General features: G+C 61.7%; 15 protein-coding genes. 9 read left to right on the forward strand and 6 right to left on the reverse strand.

Going from position 1 to position 20,906, the window contains the following annotated elements; genetic code table 11:
• Window positions 1-4 precede the first annotated feature (4 nt).
• From ACLIKD_RS11120 to ACLIKD_RS11140, 5 genes are all read left to right on the forward strand, one after another.
• Complete coding sequence (locus ACLIKD_RS11120) at window positions 5-1,693, forward strand: nitrite/sulfite reductase (protein WP_428825114.1); 1,689 nt, start codon at window positions 5-7, stop codon at window positions 1,691-1,693.
• Entirely contained in the window at window positions 1,690-2,202 is a 513-nt protein-coding gene (locus ACLIKD_RS11125; RefSeq protein WP_428825115.1) for a DUF934 domain-containing protein, read from the forward strand. The genes ACLIKD_RS11120 and ACLIKD_RS11125 overlap by 4 nt, the downstream gene beginning before the upstream one ends.
• 7 nt (window positions 2,203-2,209) lie before the next feature.
• On the forward strand, window positions 2,210-2,929 hold the full coding sequence (locus tag ACLIKD_RS11130) for a phosphoadenylyl-sulfate reductase (protein WP_428825116.1): 720 nt from the start codon (window positions 2,210-2,212) through the stop codon (window positions 2,927-2,929).
• Between the two features lie 262 nt (window positions 2,930-3,191).
• Entirely contained in the window at window positions 3,192-4,463 is a 1,272-nt protein-coding gene (locus tag ACLIKD_RS11135) for an ABC transporter substrate-binding protein (protein ID WP_428825117.1), read from the forward strand.
• Window positions 4,460-6,823 (forward strand): response regulator, encoded by a 2,364-nt coding sequence (locus ACLIKD_RS11140; RefSeq protein ID WP_428825118.1) that lies wholly within the window; start codon window positions 4,460-4,462, stop codon window positions 6,821-6,823. The genes ACLIKD_RS11135 and ACLIKD_RS11140 overlap by 4 nt, the downstream gene beginning before the upstream one ends.
• Window positions 6,824-6,898: 75 nt before the next feature.
• Here the strand turns inward: ACLIKD_RS11140 and argC are convergent, their stop codons facing one another.
• Window positions 6,899-7,837 (reverse strand): N-acetyl-gamma-glutamyl-phosphate reductase, encoded by a 939-nt coding sequence (argC, locus tag ACLIKD_RS11145; RefSeq protein ID WP_428825119.1) that lies wholly within the window; start codon window positions 7,835-7,837, stop codon window positions 6,899-6,901.
• Between the two features lie 207 nt (window positions 7,838-8,044).
• Here argC and ACLIKD_RS11150 point away from each other — a divergent pair, with 207 nt between their 5' ends.
• The gene (locus ACLIKD_RS11150) at window positions 8,045-10,366 is read left to right on the forward strand and encodes an acetate/propionate family kinase (RefSeq protein WP_428825120.1); all 2,322 of its coding nucleotides are present in this window, start codon (window positions 8,045-8,047) and stop codon (window positions 10,364-10,366) included.
• Window positions 10,367-10,456: 90 nt separating this feature from the next.
• Here ACLIKD_RS11150 and fadB read toward each other — a convergent pair whose 3' ends face one another.
• From fadB to ACLIKD_RS11175, 5 genes are all read right to left on the reverse strand, one after another.
• A complete protein-coding gene (gene fadB, locus ACLIKD_RS11155; RefSeq protein ID WP_428825121.1) occupies window positions 10,457-12,604 on the reverse strand; it encodes a fatty acid oxidation complex subunit alpha FadB in 2,148 nt (715 codons plus the stop codon).
• Window positions 12,605-12,675: 71 nt separating this feature from the next.
• Entirely contained in the window at window positions 12,676-14,229 is a 1,554-nt protein-coding gene (locus ACLIKD_RS11160; RefSeq protein ID WP_428825122.1) for an acyl-CoA synthetase, read from the reverse strand.
• Between the two features lie 38 nt (window positions 14,230-14,267).
• A complete protein-coding gene (locus ACLIKD_RS11165; RefSeq protein ID WP_428825123.1) occupies window positions 14,268-15,455 on the reverse strand; it encodes a thiolase family protein in 1,188 nt (395 codons plus the stop codon).
• 35 nt (window positions 15,456-15,490) lie between these two features.
• A complete protein-coding gene (locus ACLIKD_RS11170; protein ID WP_428825124.1) occupies window positions 15,491-16,627 on the reverse strand; it encodes an acyl-CoA dehydrogenase family protein in 1,137 nt (378 codons plus the stop codon).
• 118 nt (window positions 16,628-16,745) lie between these two features.
• On the reverse strand, window positions 16,746-17,546 hold the full coding sequence (locus tag ACLIKD_RS11175; protein ID WP_428825125.1) for an enoyl-CoA hydratase/isomerase family protein: 801 nt from the start codon (window positions 17,544-17,546) through the stop codon (window positions 16,746-16,748).
• Window positions 17,547-17,649: 103 nt separating this feature from the next.
• On the opposite strand from ACLIKD_RS11175, the gene ACLIKD_RS11180 reads away from it, so the two are divergent.
• Genes ACLIKD_RS11180 through ycaO form a run of 3 tightly spaced genes read left to right on the forward strand, consistent with a single transcriptional unit; the run spans window position 17,650 to window position 20,802 of the window.
• Window positions 17,650-18,858, forward strand: coding sequence for an AraC family transcriptional regulator (locus tag ACLIKD_RS11180; RefSeq protein ID WP_428825126.1), 1,209 nt, complete (start codon window positions 17,650-17,652; stop codon window positions 18,856-18,858).
• Window positions 18,859-19,026: a hypothetical protein gene (locus ACLIKD_RS11185; protein ID WP_428825127.1), complete on the forward strand. Its 168-nt coding sequence runs from the start codon at window positions 18,859-18,861 to the stop codon at window positions 19,024-19,026.
• A 27-nt stretch (window positions 19,027-19,053) separates the two neighbouring features.
• Window positions 19,054-20,802, forward strand: a complete 1,749-nt coding sequence (gene ycaO, locus ACLIKD_RS11190; protein ID WP_428825128.1) for a 30S ribosomal protein S12 methylthiotransferase accessory factor YcaO — start codon at window positions 19,054-19,056, stop codon at window positions 20,800-20,802.
• Window positions 20,803-20,906 lie beyond the last annotated feature (104 nt).

A 20,906-nucleotide genomic window follows, 5' to 3' on the forward strand; every position in this document is an offset into this window, starting at 1 on the left:
CTCCATGTACAAATACGATGCCATCGACCGCCAACTGATCACCGAGCGTGTCGAGCAATTCCGCGATCAGGTCAGCCGCTGGCAAAGCGGCGAATTGACCAGCGACGAATTCCGCCCGCTGCGCCTGCAGAACGGCCTCTACGTCCAGCGCCACGCGCCGATGCTGCGCATCGCCGTGCCCTACGGCATGATGAATACCGCCCAGCTGCGCAAGCTGGCCTTTGTCGCCCGCACCTACGACAAGGGTTATGGCCATTTCTCGACGCGCCACAACATGCAGTTCAACTGGCCGAAAATCGAGGATTGCCCGGATATCCTCGGTCACCTGGCCGACGTCGAGATGCACGCCATCCAGACTTCCGGCAACTGCCTGCGCAACATCACCACCGACCAGTTCGCCGGCGTTGCCGCCGACGAGGTGATCGACCCGCGACCGCTCGCCGAAATCCTCCGCCAGTGGACCACCTTCCACCCGGAATTCGCCTTCCTGCCACGCAAGTTCAAGATCGCCATTTCCGGCACCAAAGAAGACCGCGCCGTCACCTGGTTCCACGACATCGGCCTGCATCTGCAGCAGCAGGATGGCGAAACCGGTTTCCGCGTCATCGTCGGCGGCGGCCTTGGCCGGACGCCGATCCGCGGCCAGATCGTCCGTCCCTTCCTGGCCTGGCAGCACATCCTGACCTATTGCGAAGCGATCCTCCGCGTCTATAACCGCTTTGGCCGCCGCGACAATGCCTACAAGGCGCGCATCAAGATTCTCGTCCAGGCACTCGGCGTCGACGCCTTTACCCAGCTGGTCGAAGCCGAATGGGCGCAGATCAAGGACGGCCCGGCGACGCTGACACAGGCCGAATACGACCGCATCGCCGCCCATTTCACCGCCCCGGCCTATGACCGTCAGGTCGACGAAAGCGCGTTCGCCACGCAGATTGAGAGCGACAAGGCTTTCGCCCGTTGGGTCGACCGCAACACCCATCCGCACCAGGTCGCCGGCTACGCGGCGGTAACGCTGTCGCTGAAGCAGCATGGCGCCGCGCCGGGCGACATCAGCGCCGAGCAGATGGACCTCGTCGCCGATCTGGCCGACCAGTACAGTTTCGGCGAGCTGCGCGTCAGCCACGAGCAGAACGTCATCCTGGCCGATGTCAGGAAATCCGATCTCCACGCCGTCTGGCAAGCCGCCAAGGGCGCCGGCCTGGCGACCCCGAACATCGGCCTGCTAACCGCCATCATCTGCTGCCCGGGTGGCGATTTCTGCGATCTCGCCAACGCCAAGTCGATTCCCATCGCCAATGCCATCCAGGCCCGCTTCGACAATCTCGACTACCTGTTCGACATCGGCGAGATCGACCTCAACATCTCCGGCTGCATGAACGCCTGCGGTCACCACCACGTCGGCCATATCGGCGTGCTCGGGGTGGACAAGAACGAGGCCGAGTTCTATCAGGTCACGCTGGGCGGCCGCCAGGGTTACGACGCCAGGCTCGGCAAGGTCATCGGCCCGTCCTTCGCGGCCGAGGAAATGCCGGATGTCGTCGAAAAGATCATCAGCGTCTATCTCGAAAACCGTCACCCCGACGAGCGCTTCCTCGACACCTTCGATCGCATCGGCATCGACCCGTTCAAGAACCGCGTTTATGAAGGCCGGGCTCACGGCAAGGCGAAAACGGCACAAAAGGAGGCCGCATGATGGCGCAACTGATCAAAGACAACACGCTTGCCACCGACACCTGGCAAACCCTGGAAATCGGCCCCGACGAAACGCCGGAAAGCGTCGCCCTGCCAAGCGGCGACGTGATTTTCCCGGCCGCCGTGTGGCTGGCCCGCAAGACCGAGATCATTTCCGGCAACAAGCGCATCGGCCTGTTGCTGAAAGGTGACGACCGGCTTGAAGACATCGTCGGCGACCTCGACTACTTCATCGTCATTGCCATCGACTTTCCGAAATTCGTCGATGGCCGCGGCTACTCGACGGCCAGCCTGTTGCGCCAGCGCTATCACTACGCAGGCGAACTGCGCGCCGTCGGCGATGTGCTGCATGACCAGCTGTTCTTCCTGAAACGCGTCGGTTTCGATGCCTACGCCCTGAAGGGCGACAAGAACGCGGTCCAGGCCATCGCCAAGGGGTTTTCCACCTTCAGCGACGCTTACCAGACCTCGACCGACCAGCCGCAACCCCGTTTCCGCCGCCGCGCCTGAGCTTGCCATGACCCCCAACCTGCTCAACATCACCCCCGAACTGACCGCCAGCGTCGCTGCCAAAACGGCGGCGGCCCGCAAGCTGCTCGCCGAGATTGCCGGCAACTGGTCGCCAGCCACCTTCGCCAACAGCCTCGGCGCCGAAGACATGGTGCTGACCGACCTGATCGTCAAGGCCAAGCTGCCGATCGAAATATTCAGCCTCGATACCGGCCGCCTGCCGCCGGAGACCTACGACCTGATGGCGGAAGTGCACAAGCACTACGGCCTCAAATTGAAGGTCTATTTCCCGCAGGCCGAAGAAGTCGAGAGTTATGTCCGCAATCACGGCATCAATGCCTTTTACGACTCGGTAACGCTGCGCAAGGCCTGCTGTTACGCTCGCAAGGTCGAACCGCTGCGCCGCGCCCTGGCCGGCAAACGGGCCTGGATTACCGGTCTGCGCGCCGAGCAGGCTGCCACCCGGACCAATCTGGCAACCCGCGAATACGATGAAGGCAATGGCCTGGAGAAGTTCAGCCCGCTCGCCGAGTGGAGCGAAAAGGAAGTGTGGACCTACATCAAGCAGCACGCCGTGCCCTACAACGCGCTGCACGACAAGTTCTACCCGAGCATCGGCTGCGCCCCCTGCTCGCGCGCGATCTCGCCCGGCGAGGACGTCCGCTCCGGTCGCTGGTGGTGGGAAAATCCCGAGTCCAAGGAGTGCGGTTTGCACATCAAGGGCTGAGGCGATTCCGCCTCGCCACCGAAAATGCCAATTGCATCAAGCAGTCAATTTGGCTGCTTGATGCACGGCCGCCCGCGCCGCCCGCGGCAACCCATTTCGCATGGTTGCGGAGCGTTGCTGCAGGTCAGGCACAACGGGTGGCGGTTGAAAATAGTTAAAACCCTGCCAATTAAATGGCTAATGTCTGCGCCGACAATTAAAATCCCCTTCTAACGAAACAGCGGGAAGACAATCGGTCATGAAAAGTCGTGTGCAGCTATCCATGGCATTTGCATTAGTCGGCTTGATCGCGACATCGCTTCCCGGCGCAGCTGGCAAACTGCCAGCGATTATCGGCATCAATGCTGCTGCCGCCGCGGAAAAGACAACGCCTCTCGTTATTGCCCATGTCGCGCCGACCACCGGGCGCTTCGCGCTGCACGCCGAGGCGGACCGCCGCGGCGCCGAAATGGCGATCGACGAATTCAACGCCCGGGGCGGCGTTCTCGGACGCGAAATCGTCCTTTTTTCGCGCGACCCCAGTCTCGACGCCAAACAATCGGCGCGCGTCGCCGAAGAGCTGATCACCCAGACCAAGGTTGGCTTCATGATCGGCGCGATCAGCTCCGGTGTCGCCGCCAGCATGTCGGCCGTCTGTCAGAAACACGGCGTGCTCTTCATCAACACCAATTCGTCCGCACCCTCCGAGTCGGTTGAGGATGCCCACCGCACGAAATTCGTCTTCGATGCCCACGGCGCAAATTTCTATCGGGCGCTGATCAAGTACGCCCTGGCAAACAAAAAGTCGAAACGGGTGCTGTTGTTGACCGAGAACAACGCCTGGGGGCGCGGCAATGCCGAAGCGACCCGGCGCTACATCGCCGAATCGGGCGGCGCCGTGGTCGGCGAGGTGCTGGCGCCGGAAGCCCTGCCGGACCCGCTCGACGTCCTCAAACGGGTCGCCGCCATCCCGGCCGACGTGGTGGTGACGAGCATCAGCGGCGACAACCAGATCAAGCTGTTTGCCCAAATCGACCCGCAGATCCTCGAACGGCAATCGTGGATCGTCGGCGAGGTCGATTGGGAGGAGCTCTATCCCGCGCCGGGAACGCCGCGTCCCCTGTTTGGCACAACCTGGGCGTGGAACCTCCGCACTCCGGGCACCGCCGAATTCGTCGCACGCTACCGGAAACGCTACGGCCATACCAAGCTGAACTATCCCGGCGACGTGACCCATGCCGCCTATCTGGCGACCAAGGCGCTGCTGACCGCCATCGAACGTGCCGGAACAACCGAAAACAGCGCGCTGATCCAGCAACTTGAAAATTACCGGCGAACGGCCAGCGAAGGCATGCAGAACAACGACGCCTACATGGATCCGGTCAGCCACCACGTCCAGCAAACGGTATACATCGCCCGCTGGAACCCGCACGCCACACGTCCTGAACTGGGTATTGAAATACTCGGCCAAGTCCCGCCCGAACAGGTCCGCTTCGAGCGCGAGAAAACCACACAACTCGAGTCACCGGCCGACACGCCGCGTTACACACCATGAAAAAAACCCGACTCGGCCTGATCGCGCGTCTTGCGATGCTGGTGGTTTGTGTCGAGGTCGCCGCCTTCGGTGCCCTCGGCTGGTTCTACATCGATCGCTACAGCGCCGCTGCCGACGAAAACCTCCGCTCGCGCCTGCATCTCGTCGGACGGATGATCGGCAATGACGAATTGGCGGTAACCGCCATCTCGCGCCAGTCGCTGATGAGCGAACTGCTCGCCGCCCCCTACCGGCACGGCATGGCCATCGGACGAAACGGCCGGGTCATCGTGGCAACGGACACGGCCTACCTCGGGCAGCTGGCGGCTGGCGTTCCCGGCTTTGACACGCAGTGGCTGGCTGAATCGGCACCCGATCAGCAATTTCTGGTCAACGGCGATCAGCTGACCAGCGTATCGCGCATTCGTAACGACTCGACCCGTTCGCACATCTACACCACCGTGGTCACCGTCAGTACCGCCGGAATCGATGCCCAGAAACGCTCCGTCACGCTGTGGGGCGTACTCGGTTCGGCCTTGTTCGTGCTGTTCAGTTCGCTGGCCATCGTTCTCATCGCCCAGCGCCTGATCACCCGGCGTGTCGCCGCCTCGCTGGCGGTCTTGAAAGCGGTGGAAGGCGGCGCCCTCGATGCCCGCATCCCGGTTTCGGTCAATGACGAACTCGGGCAAATCCAGCTCGGCATCAATTCGATGACCGAAAAAGTCGGCGCCCTGCTCAATCAGCATCGGAGCAACGAAGAGGAAATCCGCGCGAGCAGCCGGCTGCTCAATTCGATTGTCGAGAACATTCCGAACATGCTGTTCCTGAAGCGGGCTTCGGATCTCAGCTTCGTGCTGTTCAACAAGGCCGGCGAGCAATTGCTCGGTTGCGGCCGGCAGGATCTGCTGGGCAAGAATGCCCATGACATCTTCACCGAGGAGCAGGCGGATTTCTTTACCGCCAAGGATCGCGAGGCGCTGCTGTCGTCGGCAGTGGTTGATATTCCCGAGGAGTTCATCTGCACGCAGCAGGGCGAGCAACGGATTCTGCACACCAAGAAACTGGCCCTGCGCGACAGTGCGGGCAAGGCCGAATTCCTGCTCGGCATCTCGGAAGACATTACCGATGCCAAGCACGATGCCGAGGAGTTGATGCGCCACCGGCTGCATCTCGAACAACTGGTCGCGGCCCGCACGGCCGAGTTGTCGCAAGCCAAGGAAGTGGCCGAAGGGGCCAATGTCGCGAAGAGCTCTTTCCTTGCCAACATGTCGCATGAAATCCGCACCCCGCTCAATGCGATTACCGGCATGGCCCACATGATCCGCCGCGGCGGTCTGACGCCCCGGCAGTTCGATCAGCTCGACAAGCTGGAAGCCGCCGGCAAGCACCTGCTCAATATCATCAACGCTGTCCTCGACATCTCGAAAATCGAAGCCGGCAAGTTCGAACTCGAAGAAACCGCGATTCGCGTCGAATCGATACTCGGCAATGTGACGTCCATGCTGCATGACGAGGCGCAGGCCAAAGGCCTCTATTTGAGTAGCGAATTGCCGCTGTTGCCGAAAAACCTGCTGGGCGACTCGACGCGGCTGCAACAAGCCCTGCTCAATTACGCGATGAATGCCGTCAAATTCACCAATGCCGGCGGTATCTGCCTGAAAGTGAAGCTGCTGGCCGAAGATGTCGATAGCGCGATGCTGCGCTTCGAGGTGACCGATACCGGCATCGGCGTGCCCCAGGAAACCTTGTCCAGATTGTTCTCGGCCTTCGAGCAGGCCGACAACAGCACCACCCGAAAATACGGCGGCACCGGCCTCGGCCTGGCCATCACCAAGCGCCTGGCCCGACTGATGGGCGGCGATGCCGGTGGCGAGAGTGCGCCAGGCCAGGGCAGCACCTTCTGGTTCAGTGTCCGGCTCAAGAAAGGTACCTCGGCCACCACCCAGAGCGATCGCTTCATCCCCGATGCGATCGAAAGTCGATTGAAACAGGATTATCCGGGCAAGCGCGTTCTGCTGGCCGAGGATGAGCCGGTGAACCGGGAAGTCACGCAAGAAATGCTGGCCGACATCAACTGGCGGGTCGATTGTGCGGAAGATGGCGTCGAAGCGGTGAAGCTGGCCGCGGCGAACGACTACGACCTGATCCTGATGGATATGCAAATGCCCAATATGGATGGGCTGGAAGCAACCCGCCGCATCCGCCGGCTGGAAAACTGCAACGCTACCCCGATTCTGGCGATGACCGCCAATGCCTTCGCCGAAGACAAACTGAAATGCATCGATGCCGGCATGGATGACTTCATCAGCAAGCCAGTCAGCCCCGAAATGCTCTACGCCACGCTGTTCGAATGGATCGCCCCGCGACAGCGCCGGAACTGAGGCGCCGTTGCACTCAGGCCGCACGCAATAAAAAACCGCCGGACTGGCGGTTTTTTGTTGGCTAACGACCGGATATCAGACCAGCCCGAGGCTTTCCTCGACGCCGAGATGGACGTTCATCGCCTGCACGGCAGCGCCCGAGGCGCCTTTGCCGAGGTTGTCGAGGCGGGCGACCAGCAGCATCCGCTCGGCGTTGCCGAAGACGCAGATATCGACGCGGTTGGTGTCGTTACAGGCTTCGACATTGAAAAACCCGCCGTCGGTATTGCCCTCGAGATCGAACGGCAGGACGCGGATGAACTGCTCACCGGCGTAATAGTCGGCGAGCAGTTTCTGGACGTCGGCCGGCGAGGCCGGGCGGGTGAATTGCTGCGGATGGATGAAGGCCGTCAGGGCCAAGCCCTTGTAGAACGGTCCGACGATCGGCTGAAAGATCGGCGCGACGGTCAAGCCGGTGTAGGCGGCCATTTCCGGCAGGTGCTTGTGGGCCAGGCCGAGGGCGTAGGGCCGCGGGGCGTCGATGCGGGCCGGGCTCTGGTAGTCCTCGATCATCTTCTTGCCGCCGCCGGAGTAGCCGGTGATCGAATTGGCGGCAATCTGCGTCGCGGCCGGCAGCAGGCCGGCAGCAACCAGCGGCTTGAGCGCCAGGATGAAGGCCGAGGCATGGCAACCGGGGTTGGCAATGCGCTTCGACTGACGGATTTTGTCGCGCTGCTGCGGCGCCAGTTCGGGCAGGCCGAAGACCCAGTCCGGATTGATCCGATGGGCGGTCGAAGCATCGATGATGCAGGTATCGGGATTGTCGACCAGCGTCACCGACTCCTTGGCCGCATCGTCCGGCAAACACAGGAAGGTGACGTCGGATTCGTTGATCAGGCGCTTGCGCTCGGCGAGGTCCTTGCGCTTGTCCGACGCGATTTTGAGCAACGAAACATCGGGACGTTTGGCGAGGTATTCGTTGATCTGCAGGCCGGTCGTACCTTCCTGGCCGTCGACAAAAACTTTGTAGGTCATGGCAAATCCAAAGTGGCGGGTGTTGTTTGAAAGACGGATTCTGGCAGAAAACAGTGACAGTTTATCGAAAGCTGCGGGCTTCGACCGAGATCAACCGGAAACCGGGCTTTCCGGACGATTACCACTTTCCATGGGAGGCCTTTGCTGCACCGCAGCAAAGTGATAGTCTGTTGCTTGATAAATATATTGAATTCAAGCGAGGCGAGCATGAGCGAAATCGATCTGAAACGTTTTTTCCTTGAGCAGGTACGCCTGTTCGAAAACTTCCCGGCCGACCAGGTCGAGGAAATCGTCATCAAATCCCGGCTCGCCACCTACGAAGGCAACGAGGCCATTCTGGAAACCGGCGACGAGGGCAAGTTCATCGGCGTGATGATCAGCGGCCATGCCGAGATTTCGATGACCGATAACACCGGCACCCGTGCCGTGATCAGTCAGCTGGAAGCCGGCGACGTCTTCGGCGTGATGTCGCTGCTCACCGGCGACCGCATTGTCGCCGACGTGATCGCCGGCAACCGCTGCTTCGTGCTGATGATTCCGCAGGAAGTCTTCAACAGCCACATCCTGACCAACCCGAAGGCGGTCGGCTATCTCTCCCGCCAACTGGCCGACCGGACGCGCGCCATGTCGGTCGATCTGGTGACCGCCCAGGCCCGCGCCGTCGCCAAGTCCGACGACCCCTACGCGCTGTCGCTGAACACCAACACGCCGGGCAAGATCGTCGTCCTCAATGTCGGCATCAGCCAGATTCATTTCGGCATCTACGATACTCAGGAGAGCGGCGCCGACATCCACGGCATCATCGATAACGCCGACAAGGAATTCGCCCATATCACGGTCAGCGTCGGGCCCCAGCAGAAAACCCTGGAACACGCCCCCTTCAAGCTTTCCGAACTGTTCTCGGTGATGCGCGAAGCGACTGCCCTGCTCGGCGACGCTTTCACCTTCCATCCGGAAGAAGTCACCGCCATCGGCCACCGCGTCGTGCATGGCGGCAACCGTTTTTCCAGTTCGGTCGTCATCACGCCGGCGGTGATTGCCGAAATCGAGGAACTCTCGGTCTTCGCCCCCCTGCACAATCCCGAAAACGTCGCCGGCATCCGGGTCGCCCTCCAGCATTTCCCGGGCGTGCCGCAGGTTGCCGTGTTCGATACCGCCTTCCACCAGACGCTGGCGCCCTACGCCTACCTCTACGGCCTGCCCTACGACCTCTACAAGCAGCACGGCATTCGCCGTTACGGTTTCCATGGCACCTCGCACCGCTATGTCTCGCTGAAATCGGCGGAAGTCCTCAAGCGTCCGCTCGGCGAACTGGAGATCGTTTCCTGCCATCTCGGCATCGGCGCCTCGCTGTGCGCCATCGACCACGGCCGTTCGATCGATACGACGATGGGCATGACACCGTCCGACGGCCTGATCATGCCCAGTCGTTCCGGCAGCATCGATCCGGCGGTGATGATCCACCTGATGGACAAGCACGGGATGTCGCCGGAGCAGCTATCGACGCTGATCAACACCGAAAGCGGCCTCAAGGGCATTTCCGGGATTTCCAGCAACATCCACGAAATCGAGGCGGCGGCCGAGGACGGCCATCACCGCGCCCTGCTCGCCCACAAGGCCTTCTGTTACCAGGTGCGCAAGAACATCGGCGCTTACGTCGCGGCGATGGGCGGCATCGATGTCCTGGCCTTTACCGGTGACATCGGCGAAAGCAGCGCCACGGTACGCAGCCTGGCCTGCCAGGGCCTCGGCTACATGGGTATCAAGCTCGACGAGGAAAAGAACCGCAATCTCGGCAAGCTAGGCTCGTACGCCATCATTTCGGCCGACGATTCGCCGGTCACCATCCTCGTCGTCACCAACGACGACGAACGCCTGGTCGCCTGGGAGGCGCTACGCGCCATCGAACGCAACCAGTTGCTACTGGAAGCCAGGGCCGAGGAAACGCCGGCCATTCCGGTCGAAATCTCGGCCCACCACGTGCATCTGGCACAGGCCGACGTCGAGGCGCTTTTCGGCCCCGGCCACCAGCTGACCCCAATGCATGAGCTGTCGCAGCCGGGGCAATTCGCCTGCGAGGAACAGGTCCATCTGGTCGGTCCGAAGGGGCGCATCGCCAAGGTCCGTGTGCTCGGTCCGACACGCAAGGAAACCCAGGTCGAGATCGCCATGACCGAGCAGTTCAAGCTCGGCATCCAGCCGCCGATCCGCCAGTCCGGCGACCTTGCCGGGACGCCCGGCATCACGCTTGAAGGCCCGTTCGGCAGCACCACCATCGAGCGCGGCGTGGTCTGCGCCCAGCGCCACATCCACATGTCACCGGAAGACGCGATGCGTTTCCGGGTGCGCGACAACTATGTCGTCCGCGTCCGCGTCGAAGGCGAGCGCGAGCTGATCTTCGGCGATGTCGTGGTCCGCGTGAACCCGGCCTTCCGCCTGGCCATGCACATCGACACCGACGAAGGCAACGCCGGCAACATCCATACCGGGATGCTCGGCTACATCGAGGAAATCCAGAACCGGCATTGATTCCGGTTACTGCTTAAAAAAATGCGGGGATGGCCACCACAAGGGCCATCCCCGCTTTTTTCATTTGAAGCCGAATGGCCGCTTATTCGCTCATCTGTAAAAACCCACTCCGCCGGCCGCCATGTCACGAATCTTCTCGGTGACGCGATATTGCGGCCCGAGATGAGCATATTTCTCGCCAAGTTCGACGATTTTGGCCAGACCAAGCCAGTCGGCGTATTTCAGCGGCCCACCGAGATATTGCGGATAGCCGATGCCGAGTAGCATCGCCACATCCAGTTCCCCCGCCGTCGCCACCACGCCATCTTCAAGCGCCCGGGCAGCCTCCAGGATGGAGCTGAGCATCATCCGTTCGCTGATTTCCTGATCTGACACTTCTTTCGGCTGAGCTGACTGAATCGACTTCAGCAGTTGGTAACTGTCCTCGGCCACCGTTTTCTTCGGCTTGCCGTTTGGATCGTTCTCATAACGGTAGAAGCCGATACCGTTCTTTTGCCCGTAACGCTTGTTGGCCACCATCACCGCCAGCGCGTTGCGCTCCTGCTTCGGCATATGCTCCGGATAGCCGGCCGAGATCACGTCGAAGACATGGCAGCCGGTATCGATCCCGACGACGTCCATCAGGTAGGCCGGCCCCATCGGCCAGCCGAAGTCCTCCATCACCCGGTCGATGCGGACGAAATCGACGCCATCGGCCAGCAGATCGATGAAGGCGCGCACATAAGGCGTCAGGATTCGATTCACCAGAAAGCCCGGGCAATCCTGCACGACGATCGGCGTCTTGCCCATGGTCACGGCGTAGTCGACGGCGGTAGATACCGCAACCTCACTGGTCCGGCTGCCCTTGATGATCTCGACCAGTGCCATGACCGGCACTGGATTGAAGAAATGCATGCCAACGAAATTCTCCGGCCGTTGCAGCGGCGCGGCAATCTCGTCGATGCGCAGACTCGAGGTATTGGAGGCGATGATGGTATTCGGCCCGACCGCGGTTTCCAGTTCGGCCAGCACGGCATGCTTCACCGACAGGTTCTCGACGACGGCCTCGACGACCACATCGCGATCGGCAAAGCCGGCGTAATCCAGTTGCGGCAGGATCGACGCCAGCACCTTCTGCCCCTTGTCCTCGCTCAGTCGGCCATTCTTGATCTGGCGCCCGATCTGCTTGCTGGCTTCGGCCATACCCAGATCCAACTGCCCCTGAGAGATGTCCTTGAGGCGAACCGGCACGCCTTTGCTGGCGCTGGTGAAGGCGATGCCACCGCCCATGATGCCGGCGCCCAGCACGGCAGCGGCCTTGACTGGCCGGGCATTGGCCCGGTGCCGGTTGAACAGCTTTTTCAGGGCCTGCTGATTGCGAAAGGCCTGGATCATCGCATCGGCCGCCTGCGTCTTGGCGACCCGAATCAGTGCCTGCCGTTCGTGATCCAGCGCGCCATCCCGCACGCAGTCGGCACCCTGTGCCATGGCTTCAACGGCCATCTGGGCGGCTGGCTGGTGCTGTCCGATAGATTTTGACAGCCTGGCCAGGGCATGGGAGAAAACGGCATCCCGGCTCGCCTTGTCCCCGGGCAGCCCACCCAGTTTTTTCTGCCGGCAGGCATTGGCATCGGTTTCACCGGAAATCGCTTGCCGCAAGAGAGCCATAGCCTGCGGCAACAGCAGATTGGGTGGACTGACCGCATCAACCACGCCGCCAGCCAGAGCTTCGGCTGCCCGCCGGGGTTTGCCGCTGACGATCCAGTCGACCGCCACTTCGGCGCCCGCGAGACGAGCGAGGCGCACCGTTCCCCCATAGCCGGGGAACAGGCCAAGGCTGACCTCGGGCAGGCCGATCAGCGCATCATCGGCCATCATCCGCAGGGTTCCGCTCAGCGCAAACTCCAGGCCACCGCCGAGCGCCATGCCATTGATCGCCACCACGCTGGGTACAGGCAAATCCTCGAAGTCGCAAAAGATCTGGTTGGCCCATTTCATGTGGGCATCCAGCGCAGAATCGTCGCGGGAAAACAGTTCGCCGAATTCCTTGATATCGGCACCGACGATGAATTTATCCTTGGCGCTGGAGACCAGCACGCCACGAATGCTCGAATCGGCGGCCAGCAGCGCAACTACGCGCGCCAACTCGAGTAGCGTGGCGCGATCCAGCTTATTGATCGCATCGCCCTGACGATCGAAAACAAGCTGGGCGATATCGCCGTCCAGACGACTGAGCTTGATGCATTGCCCTGTAAACATGACTTACTCCTGAGATTCAGGCCGCCTGTCGGGCGGCATTCCTCGTTTGTTGGGTAGGACCAGAAACCGGCCTAGCCGGCGTATTCCCGACGCAATTCGCGCTTGAGCAACTTGCCGGCCGTGTTGCGCGGCAATTCCTGCTTGAAAAAGATGTACTTGGGCACCTTGAACGGCGCGATCTTGCCCTTCGCGAAGTTGATCAACTCCTCTTCCGTGACGCTGGCGCCGGCCTTCAGGCTGACCACCGCGCTCACCGCCTCGACCCACTTCGCGTCAGGCAAGGCGATGACGGCGACTTCGGCAACGGCCGGATGGGTGTACAGGCACTCCTCGACCTCGCGGCTGGAAACGACCACCCCGCCGGTGTTGATCACATCCTTGATGCGGTCGCAGATGAACAGGAAGCCGTTTGCATCGAAATAGCCGACATCGCCGGAGTGGAACCAGCCGCCCTGAAAGGCCTCGGCCGTCTGCTCGGGTTTGTCCCAGTAGCCGATCATGGCTTGCGGCGTGCGATGGACAATCTCGCCCATTTCCCCGACCGGCATCTCCTCCATCTGTTCATTGACCACCCGGGTTTCGACACTCAGGATCGGCCGCCCGGCCGAAGCCGGCGCGATCAGGTGATCCTCCGGGGAAAGCACCGTTGCCAGCGGGGCGATTTCGCTTTGGCCGTAGCAATTGAAAACCCGTAGCGAACTCAGGCGACTGCGCAGTTCTTCGAGAACCGGCACCGGCATGATCGAAGCACCGTAATAGCCCTTGCGCAGGCTGGACAGATCATGCCGATCGAAGCCCGGATGACGGAGCAGCGAAATCCACACCGTCGGCGGAGCGAAGAAGGAGGTAATGCCTTCGCGAACGATGGTGTCGAAACAGACCTCCGGCAACGGCGCCTGAATGATCAGCGTGGTCGCCCCCATCAGCAGCAGCGGCATCAGGAAGACGTGCATCTGGGCCGAGTGATAGAGCGGCAGCGAGGCCAGCGAGCGATCCGTCGCAGCAATTTCGACGGCGACGATGGCGCTGGCGTATTCGGCGAGCAAGGCCCGATGGGTCATCATCGCCCCCTTCGGGTTGGCGGTCGTGCCGGAGGTATAGAGAATCTGGGCGACGGCATTCTCGTTAATCGCGACATCCGGCAGCTGCTCCCCACCCCGCCTTTCCGCCATGGCCAAAACATCGAGTTCATTGCCGTCGTAAAACGTGCCGTACAGCGTGCTTTGCAACTCGGGTTTCAGATGCATGACATGCTCGGCAATGGCCACATCATGGAACACGGCCTTGGCCCCGGACTGATCAACGATATATTTCAGTTCCCCTTCGGTCAGCGCGTAGTTGATCGGCACATGGATCAGGCCGGCCCGGTTGCAGGCCAGCCAGAGCAGCACGTAGGCATCCGAATTCTTGCCGTAGGCCGCAACGCGATCACCCGCTTGCAAGCCCGCGGCAAGCAGGCCATTCGCCACGCGATTGGCGGCAGTGGAGAGTTCCTGGTAGGTCCAGCGGCGCGGCCCGAAAATCAGCGCCTCCTTGTTCGGCGAGCGACGAACGGCGCGCTGCAGCGCATCGCCCAGCGTGTTGCGGATAGTCTGTTTGATTTCCGGCGTTAAGGTGTTTTGCATGATCATTCCTTCCGAATTCGTGGTTAAAGTCCTGGTCCTCAGGCCATACGTTCGATAATGGTGGCAGTAGCCATGCCATGGCCGATGCACATCACCTGCAGGCCAAAACGACCGTCACGCGACTCAAGGCCGCTGAGCATCTTGGCCATCAGGCCGGCCCCGGTACTACCCAGCGGATGACCGTGGGCAATCGCGCCACCCCAGGGATTGAATTTTTCCATGTCCGGCGAAAACTCCCGTACCCAGGCAATGGCGACGGTGGCGAAGGCTTCATTGACCTCGATCCAGTCGAGATCGGCAATGCTCAGCCCGGCTTTTTTCAGTGCCAGATGAGTGGCCGGGATGACGCCTGTCAGTTGCAGCACCGGGTCGGAACCGACCACCACCCGCGCCTTGAAGCGGGCCTTCGGCTTGAGGCCCAGGCGCGCTGCGGCCGCGGCGCTGCCGAGCACGATGGCGGCCGCGCCATCGGACATTTGGCTGGCGTTGGCGGCCGTCACGACACCCGTTTCAGGGGTGCGGAAGACCGGCAGCATGGCCGACATCTTGTCGACGTCGATCACCGGCCGCACACCTTCGTCGTAATCGAGGGTGATCGCGTTGCCTTCCTTGTCGACACCTGCCGTCGGCACGATTTCCTGGTGCACGCCGGCCAATCGGGCTGCGTGAGCACGCCGATGACTCTCCCTGGCAAATTCGTCGCACTCGTTGCGGCTGATCTGCCAGTGGTCGCCGATCAGTTCGGCGCTCTCGACCTGATGCGGAATGGCGAACCGAGCCATGATGCCGGGGTGCAGGTTGTCAAAGCCCTTGAAGTCGCCTTTGCCCAGCGTCAGGTCGAGAAACATCGGTACCCGGCTCATGTTCTCGACGCCGCAACCGACAGCAAACTCGGCATCGCCCGCCAAAATCGACTGGGCAGCTGCATGCACGGCATACTGGCTGGAGCCGCACATCCGGTTCAGGCTGACCCCGGGAATCTCGGTCGGCAGGCCAGCCAGCAGCACGGCCTGGCGGGCGATGTTGGCGCCCTGCTCGCCGGCCTGGCTGACGCAGCCCGCAATCACATCGGCAATACCGGCGACCGGGACGCCGGAACGCTGTACGGCTTCACTGACGATCCCGGCCAGCAGTTCGTCGGAACGGGTCTGGCGGAAAGCGCCGTTGCGGCGCCCGAAAGGGGTACGGACGGCGGCCAGGATGACTGGATCTTGAGAATTCTGCATCTTGCTTCCTTTGCAATGAATAGGGGGAAACCGGCTCAGGCCCGTTCCATGTCTCGGGCGATGATGTTGCGTTGAATTTCGCTGGTGCCCTCGTAGATCTGCAACACCTTGGCATCGCGAAAGAGTTTCTCGACGGAGTACTCGGTGCTGTAGCCCATGCCACCAAAAATCTGGATCGCCTCGGTCGCTGCCCACATCGCGGCATCCGAGGTAAAGGCCTTGGCGATCGAGGCCTGGGCGGTATTGCGCAAGCCCTGGTCGGCCAGCCAGGCCGACTGGTAGGTCAGCAGACGTGAAGCCTCGAGACGGATGCGCATGTCGGCCAGACGATGGGCGATGACCTGATGGTCGATCAGCCGCTTGCCCATCGAGTGGCGTTCGGTCGCGTAGGCCAACGACTCGTCGACGCAACGCTGGGTCAGGCCGAGGCCGAAGGCCGCGACCATCGGCCGCGACTGGTCGAAGGTGCGCATGGCGATGGAGAAACCTTCGCCCTCGGCACCGAGGCGGTTGGCTTCCGGCACAAAGACTTGATCAAAAAACACCTCACAGGTCGGCGCCGCGCGCTGGCCCAGCTTGCCCAGCGGTTCGCCGACGGAAAGGCCGGCCGAATCGCGCTCGACGATGAAGGCGCTGATTCCCTTATGCCCGGCCGCCGGATCGGTCTTGGCAAAAACCACCATAAAGCTGGCCAGCGAGGCATTGGAAATCCAGATCTTGCTGCCGGACAGTTGATAGCCGCCCGCCACCCGTTTGGCCGCGGTACGAATCGCCGCGGAATCCGAGCCAGCCCCCGGCTCGGTCAGCGCAAAGCTGGCGAATTCGCCAGCCACCAAGCGGGCGAAATAGGTGCGCTTCTGCGCGTCGTTGCCGGCCAGCAGGATCGGCTCGGCAGCCAGGGCATTGATGCACAGCGTCGTACCGATTCCCAGGCAGGCACGGCAAAATTGCTCGGTGACCAAGGCCACCTCCAGACATCCGAGGCCGGCACCGCCGTATTCGGTGGGCAGGCCAATGTTCAGCAAACCCAGTTCCAGCGCCTTTTGCTGGACGGCCGGCGGAAATGCCTTGTCCACATCAGCCTTGGCCGCCAGCGGCGCGATTTCGCGATCGGCGAACGCCCGGGCCAGATCCTGGATCATGCGTTGCTCTTCAGTGAGCGAAAAGTCCATCAGTGTTTCTCCAAAATTTTAGGCAAAAAGAACCCGATGACCGCATCAGGGTCGCGTATCAGCGGTACGTGAAAATTTGCCGGACTGCCCGTCGGCAGCGGCAAAGAGGCGAACGGGCCTAGCGCCCGTGGAATTCAGGCATACGCTTCTCCACGAAGGCCCGCACGCCTTCGGCAAAATCCCCGGTCAGCGAGGATTCGAGAAAACCCCGCTCTTCCGCCTGCAACTGGTCGGCCAGGCTGTGCTCGAGGGATTCGTTGATCAGGTGTTTGGTTCGGGCAAAGGCGAGCGTCGGCCCGGCGGCCAGACGAGTGGATAATTCGGCCACCACGGCATCGAGTTCAGCCGCCTCGACGACGCGGTTGATCAGGCCGACTTCCTGAGCCCTGGCGGCATCCATGCGCTCATTGAGCAGGGCCATTTCCATGGCGCGCTTCGGCCCGAGCAGGCGCGGCAGGCTATACGTCGAGCCGCCATCCGGCGACGCCCCCAAGCCACTGTAGGCCAACGTGAAGAAGGCCGTCCGGTCAGCCACCACCAGGTCACAGGCAGCGATCAATGAAAAACCAAAGCCGGCTGCGGCGCCCCGCACGGCGACCAAGACCGGCTTGTCCATAGTGCGGATACGGCCGATGGCTCCATGCACCTCGTCGATCATCCGGTTGAGCTGGGTCCGGCGCTCGGTCGGCGCGGCATCAAGCAGCCCGTGAAACCAATTCACATCGCCCCCGACCATGAAGTGCTTGCCAGCCGCCTGCAGTACCACGGCCCGCACCGAGGCGTCGATCGCCACTTCATCGAGGCCGGCGCGCAGTGCCAGTGCCATCTCCATATCGAGCAGGTTGCGGCTTGCCGGGCGGTTGAGGGTCAGCGTTGCAATGCCCCCCTCCCGACGAATCAGAATCGCGCCGTCAGGCATTGGTCAGCTCGCTCTTTCCGTACATCACTTCGATTTCCTTCTCGCAGGTCTCGTCGATGCTGCCGCACCGCACTTTGCTGGCCCGGACAATTCCGGTATCAGATTGGATAAATTCGTCTTCACGCCGACCTCCTCCTTGCTGCTTGCCAGAAACCTCAATATTTCCCGCACTTCGATGACTGATTGCGAAACTAATTGTACTAACCATAAAAATGGCGCGCTTGCCGGTCACGCCGAAAACATTGCACAATCGGCCAAAAATTGCCCCCCAAGCCGACACAAGCACATTGCCGTCAGGAACACCATGAGCAAGTCTTCAACCACGGTTCCCATCCAGTTCATCCGGAATCTGCTGAGCGGCATCCCGCTTGAGGCACAGCAACGCGAGGCTTATATCCACCGCGTCGGCATCGCCCCGGACTTGCTCGAAGAAAGCAGCGCCCGGGTCACAACCGACCAGTTCGCCAGCCTTTACCGCTTGCTGGCCAGAGAGATTGACGACGAAACGCCCGGCATGTTTTCGCGGCCGCTGCGTGGTGGCACGTTGAAGTTCCTCTGCCTGAGCATGCTCGAATCGGCCAATCTGATTGCCGCGCTGTATCGATATACGCAGTTCTTTCGCCTCATCCTCGACGATCTTGCGTTCGAGCTCGACAACAAGGACAACCTGGTACAGATAGCGCTGATTCCCAAAACCGTCGAGACAGCCAACAACTTCTTTGCCCAGGAAATGATGCTCAAACTGGTACACGGCATTGCCTCCTGGCTTTCGGGTCGGAAGATGCCGCTGGCCCGCATCGATTTCACCTACTCGCGCCCGGCGCACGTCTCGGAATACGTTTTCCTTTATCCCGGACCGGCCTATTTCGACCAGCCGCTGACCGCCCTGTATTTCGAAAGCAGCCAGCTGCAAACCCCCATCCGCCAGGACAAGCACTCGCTGAGCGAATTTCTGGCCCGCGCCCCGGCCGATTGGATGTTCGTTTCATTTGCCGAACGCATCGTCAGCCACCGGGTCCGCGAATACCTCGAGAAGAGGCTGGATCAGACAAGCGGCATTGAGGACGTTGCCAAGGCGCTTCACTTTTCCCTGCGCACACTCTCTCGCCGCCTCGGTGAAGAAGGCACCAGCTTCCAGGCGATCAAGGATGAGCTGCGGCGGGATGTGGCTATTCAGCGCCTGACCAAAACCAGGATGCCGGTTGCCCTGATTGGCAACCAGATCGGCTTCGACGACCCGACGACTTTTCACCGTGCCTTCAAGAAATGGACCGGCAGCCCACCGGGGGCCTATCGGCGAAAGGCAAAGTAGATGCTTTACGGCACCGAATATCGCCTCGACCGCGACTTCTCCGTATCCCAGCCCGATCAAACCGGCCCATCTCAAGTGCCGAAACGACAGCCCGACAACCGCCATAATTTGCTCAGCCTTTTGGGTACGTTGACGTACACTGCCTGCCGCAGCATCGCCGCTGCCTAACCGTTTCCCCCTTTGGTAGGACGCCCGATGCAAACCGAACACTTCATTCCGGGCAAAGATGCCTCCCTCGAACACTCCATTTCCTCGATGCAGGCCAAACTGACGGCACGTGGTTTCGATATCGAGGAATGCTCATGGCTCAACCCGGTCGATAACGTGTGGTCGGTGCATGTGCGCAATCGCGCCTGTCACCTGATGTTCACCAACGGCAAGGGGACCAGCAAACTGGCGGCGCAAGCCAGCGCACTCGGCGAGTTTTTCGAGCGGCTGTCCTGCAATTATTTCTGGAACCATTACTACCTCGGCGAAGCGATCGCCCAGCGCGCCTTCACCCACTACCCGCGCGAACGCTGGTTTTCCCTCGCCCAGGGCGATGCCGACGCCGCCTGGCCGGCCGAATTGCTGACCCCGGAACTGCAGGCCTTCTACAACCCGGATAACGGCATCCCGGCCGAAATGCTGGTCGACATCAATTCCGGCAATTTCGAGCGCGGCATCTGCGCCATTCCCTACATCCGCCAGAGCGACAACGCCGAGGTCTTCTTCCCGGTCAATATCATCAGCAATCTGTATGTCAGCAATGGCATGTCGGCCGGCAATACCCCGGCCGAGGCGCGCGCCCAGGCGCTGTCGGAAATTCTCGAACGCCACGTCAAGTTCAAGGTGATCGGCGAAGGCCTGTGCCTGCCGGACGTGCCGGAAGAAGTCATCGCCCGCTACCCGGGCATCGCCGCCGGCATTGCCGGCCTGCGTGCCGCCGGCTTCGGCATCCTGGTCAAGGACGCCTCGCTCGGCGGCCAGTACCCGGTGATGTGCGTGACCATGCTCAACCCGCACGATCAGGGCGTTTTCGCCAGCTTCGGCGCCCATCCGCGCTTTGAAATCGCCCTCGAACGCGCTCTCACCGAACTGCTGCAGGGCCGCGCCCTCGAAGCGCTCGACGGCTTCCCGCCGCCCGGATTCGACCTCGACGAAGTGGCCAGCGCGCCGAATATCGAAATCCACTTCGTCGATTCGAGCGGCATCGTGCACTGGAACTTCTTCAATGAAACGCCGGATTTCGAGTTCGTCGACTGGAACTTCAACGATCTGGAAAACGGCCAGACCACCGACGACTACGCCTGGCTGTGCGAATGCATCCAGGCCGACGGCCATGACATCTACGTCGCCGACTTCGACCATCTCGGCGTCTACGCCTGCCGCATCCTGGTCCCCGGGATGTCGGAGGTCTACCCGATCGACGACCTGGAATGGGAAAACAACAGCAACGGCGCCATCGTCCGCCCGGCCATCCTGCACCTCGCCGAGCTGAGCGACGACGAGTGCGGCGATCTGCTCGACACCTTGAACGAGCTGAACATCGCCGATGAACGTCCGGTTGCTGCACTGATCGGCCTCGCCCCGGATGCCGGTTCGCTGTGGGCCGATCTCCGCGTCGGCGAACTGAAGACCATGCTCGCCCTGGCCGCCGGCGACATGGACGCGGTGCGTGAAGGCTGCGCATGGGTAGGCCAGTTCGAGCAACTCGACGCCGCCCGTCGCCGTACCTACCGCTGCATCGAAACCCTGCTTGAACTGGACGATCCGGATGCCTACGAAGCCGCCCTGGTCGGTCTGTACGGCGACGAAACGCTGGACCAGGCGACCGATCTGATCGACGGCGACCAGCGTTTCTTCGGCCTGCAATCGCCCGGCCTGAATCTTGAAGGCTGCGAGCTGCACCAGCGTTTGCTCAAGGAATACGAAAAAGCCCACGCCGCTCTGCCCAACGCCTGAGCCCGACCCCACCGGCCCGCCCCGACCGGTGAGGCTTTAACGGGCTGGCCGATCAGCCCCCACACAAGGAAATGACTGCCGGCTTCCCGGCCATCTCCCGCCAC

The organism is Azonexus sp. IMCC34842, assembly GCF_050368855.1.
Taxonomy (GTDB): domain Bacteria; phylum Pseudomonadota; class Gammaproteobacteria; order Burkholderiales; family Rhodocyclaceae; genus Azonexus; species Azonexus denitrificans_A.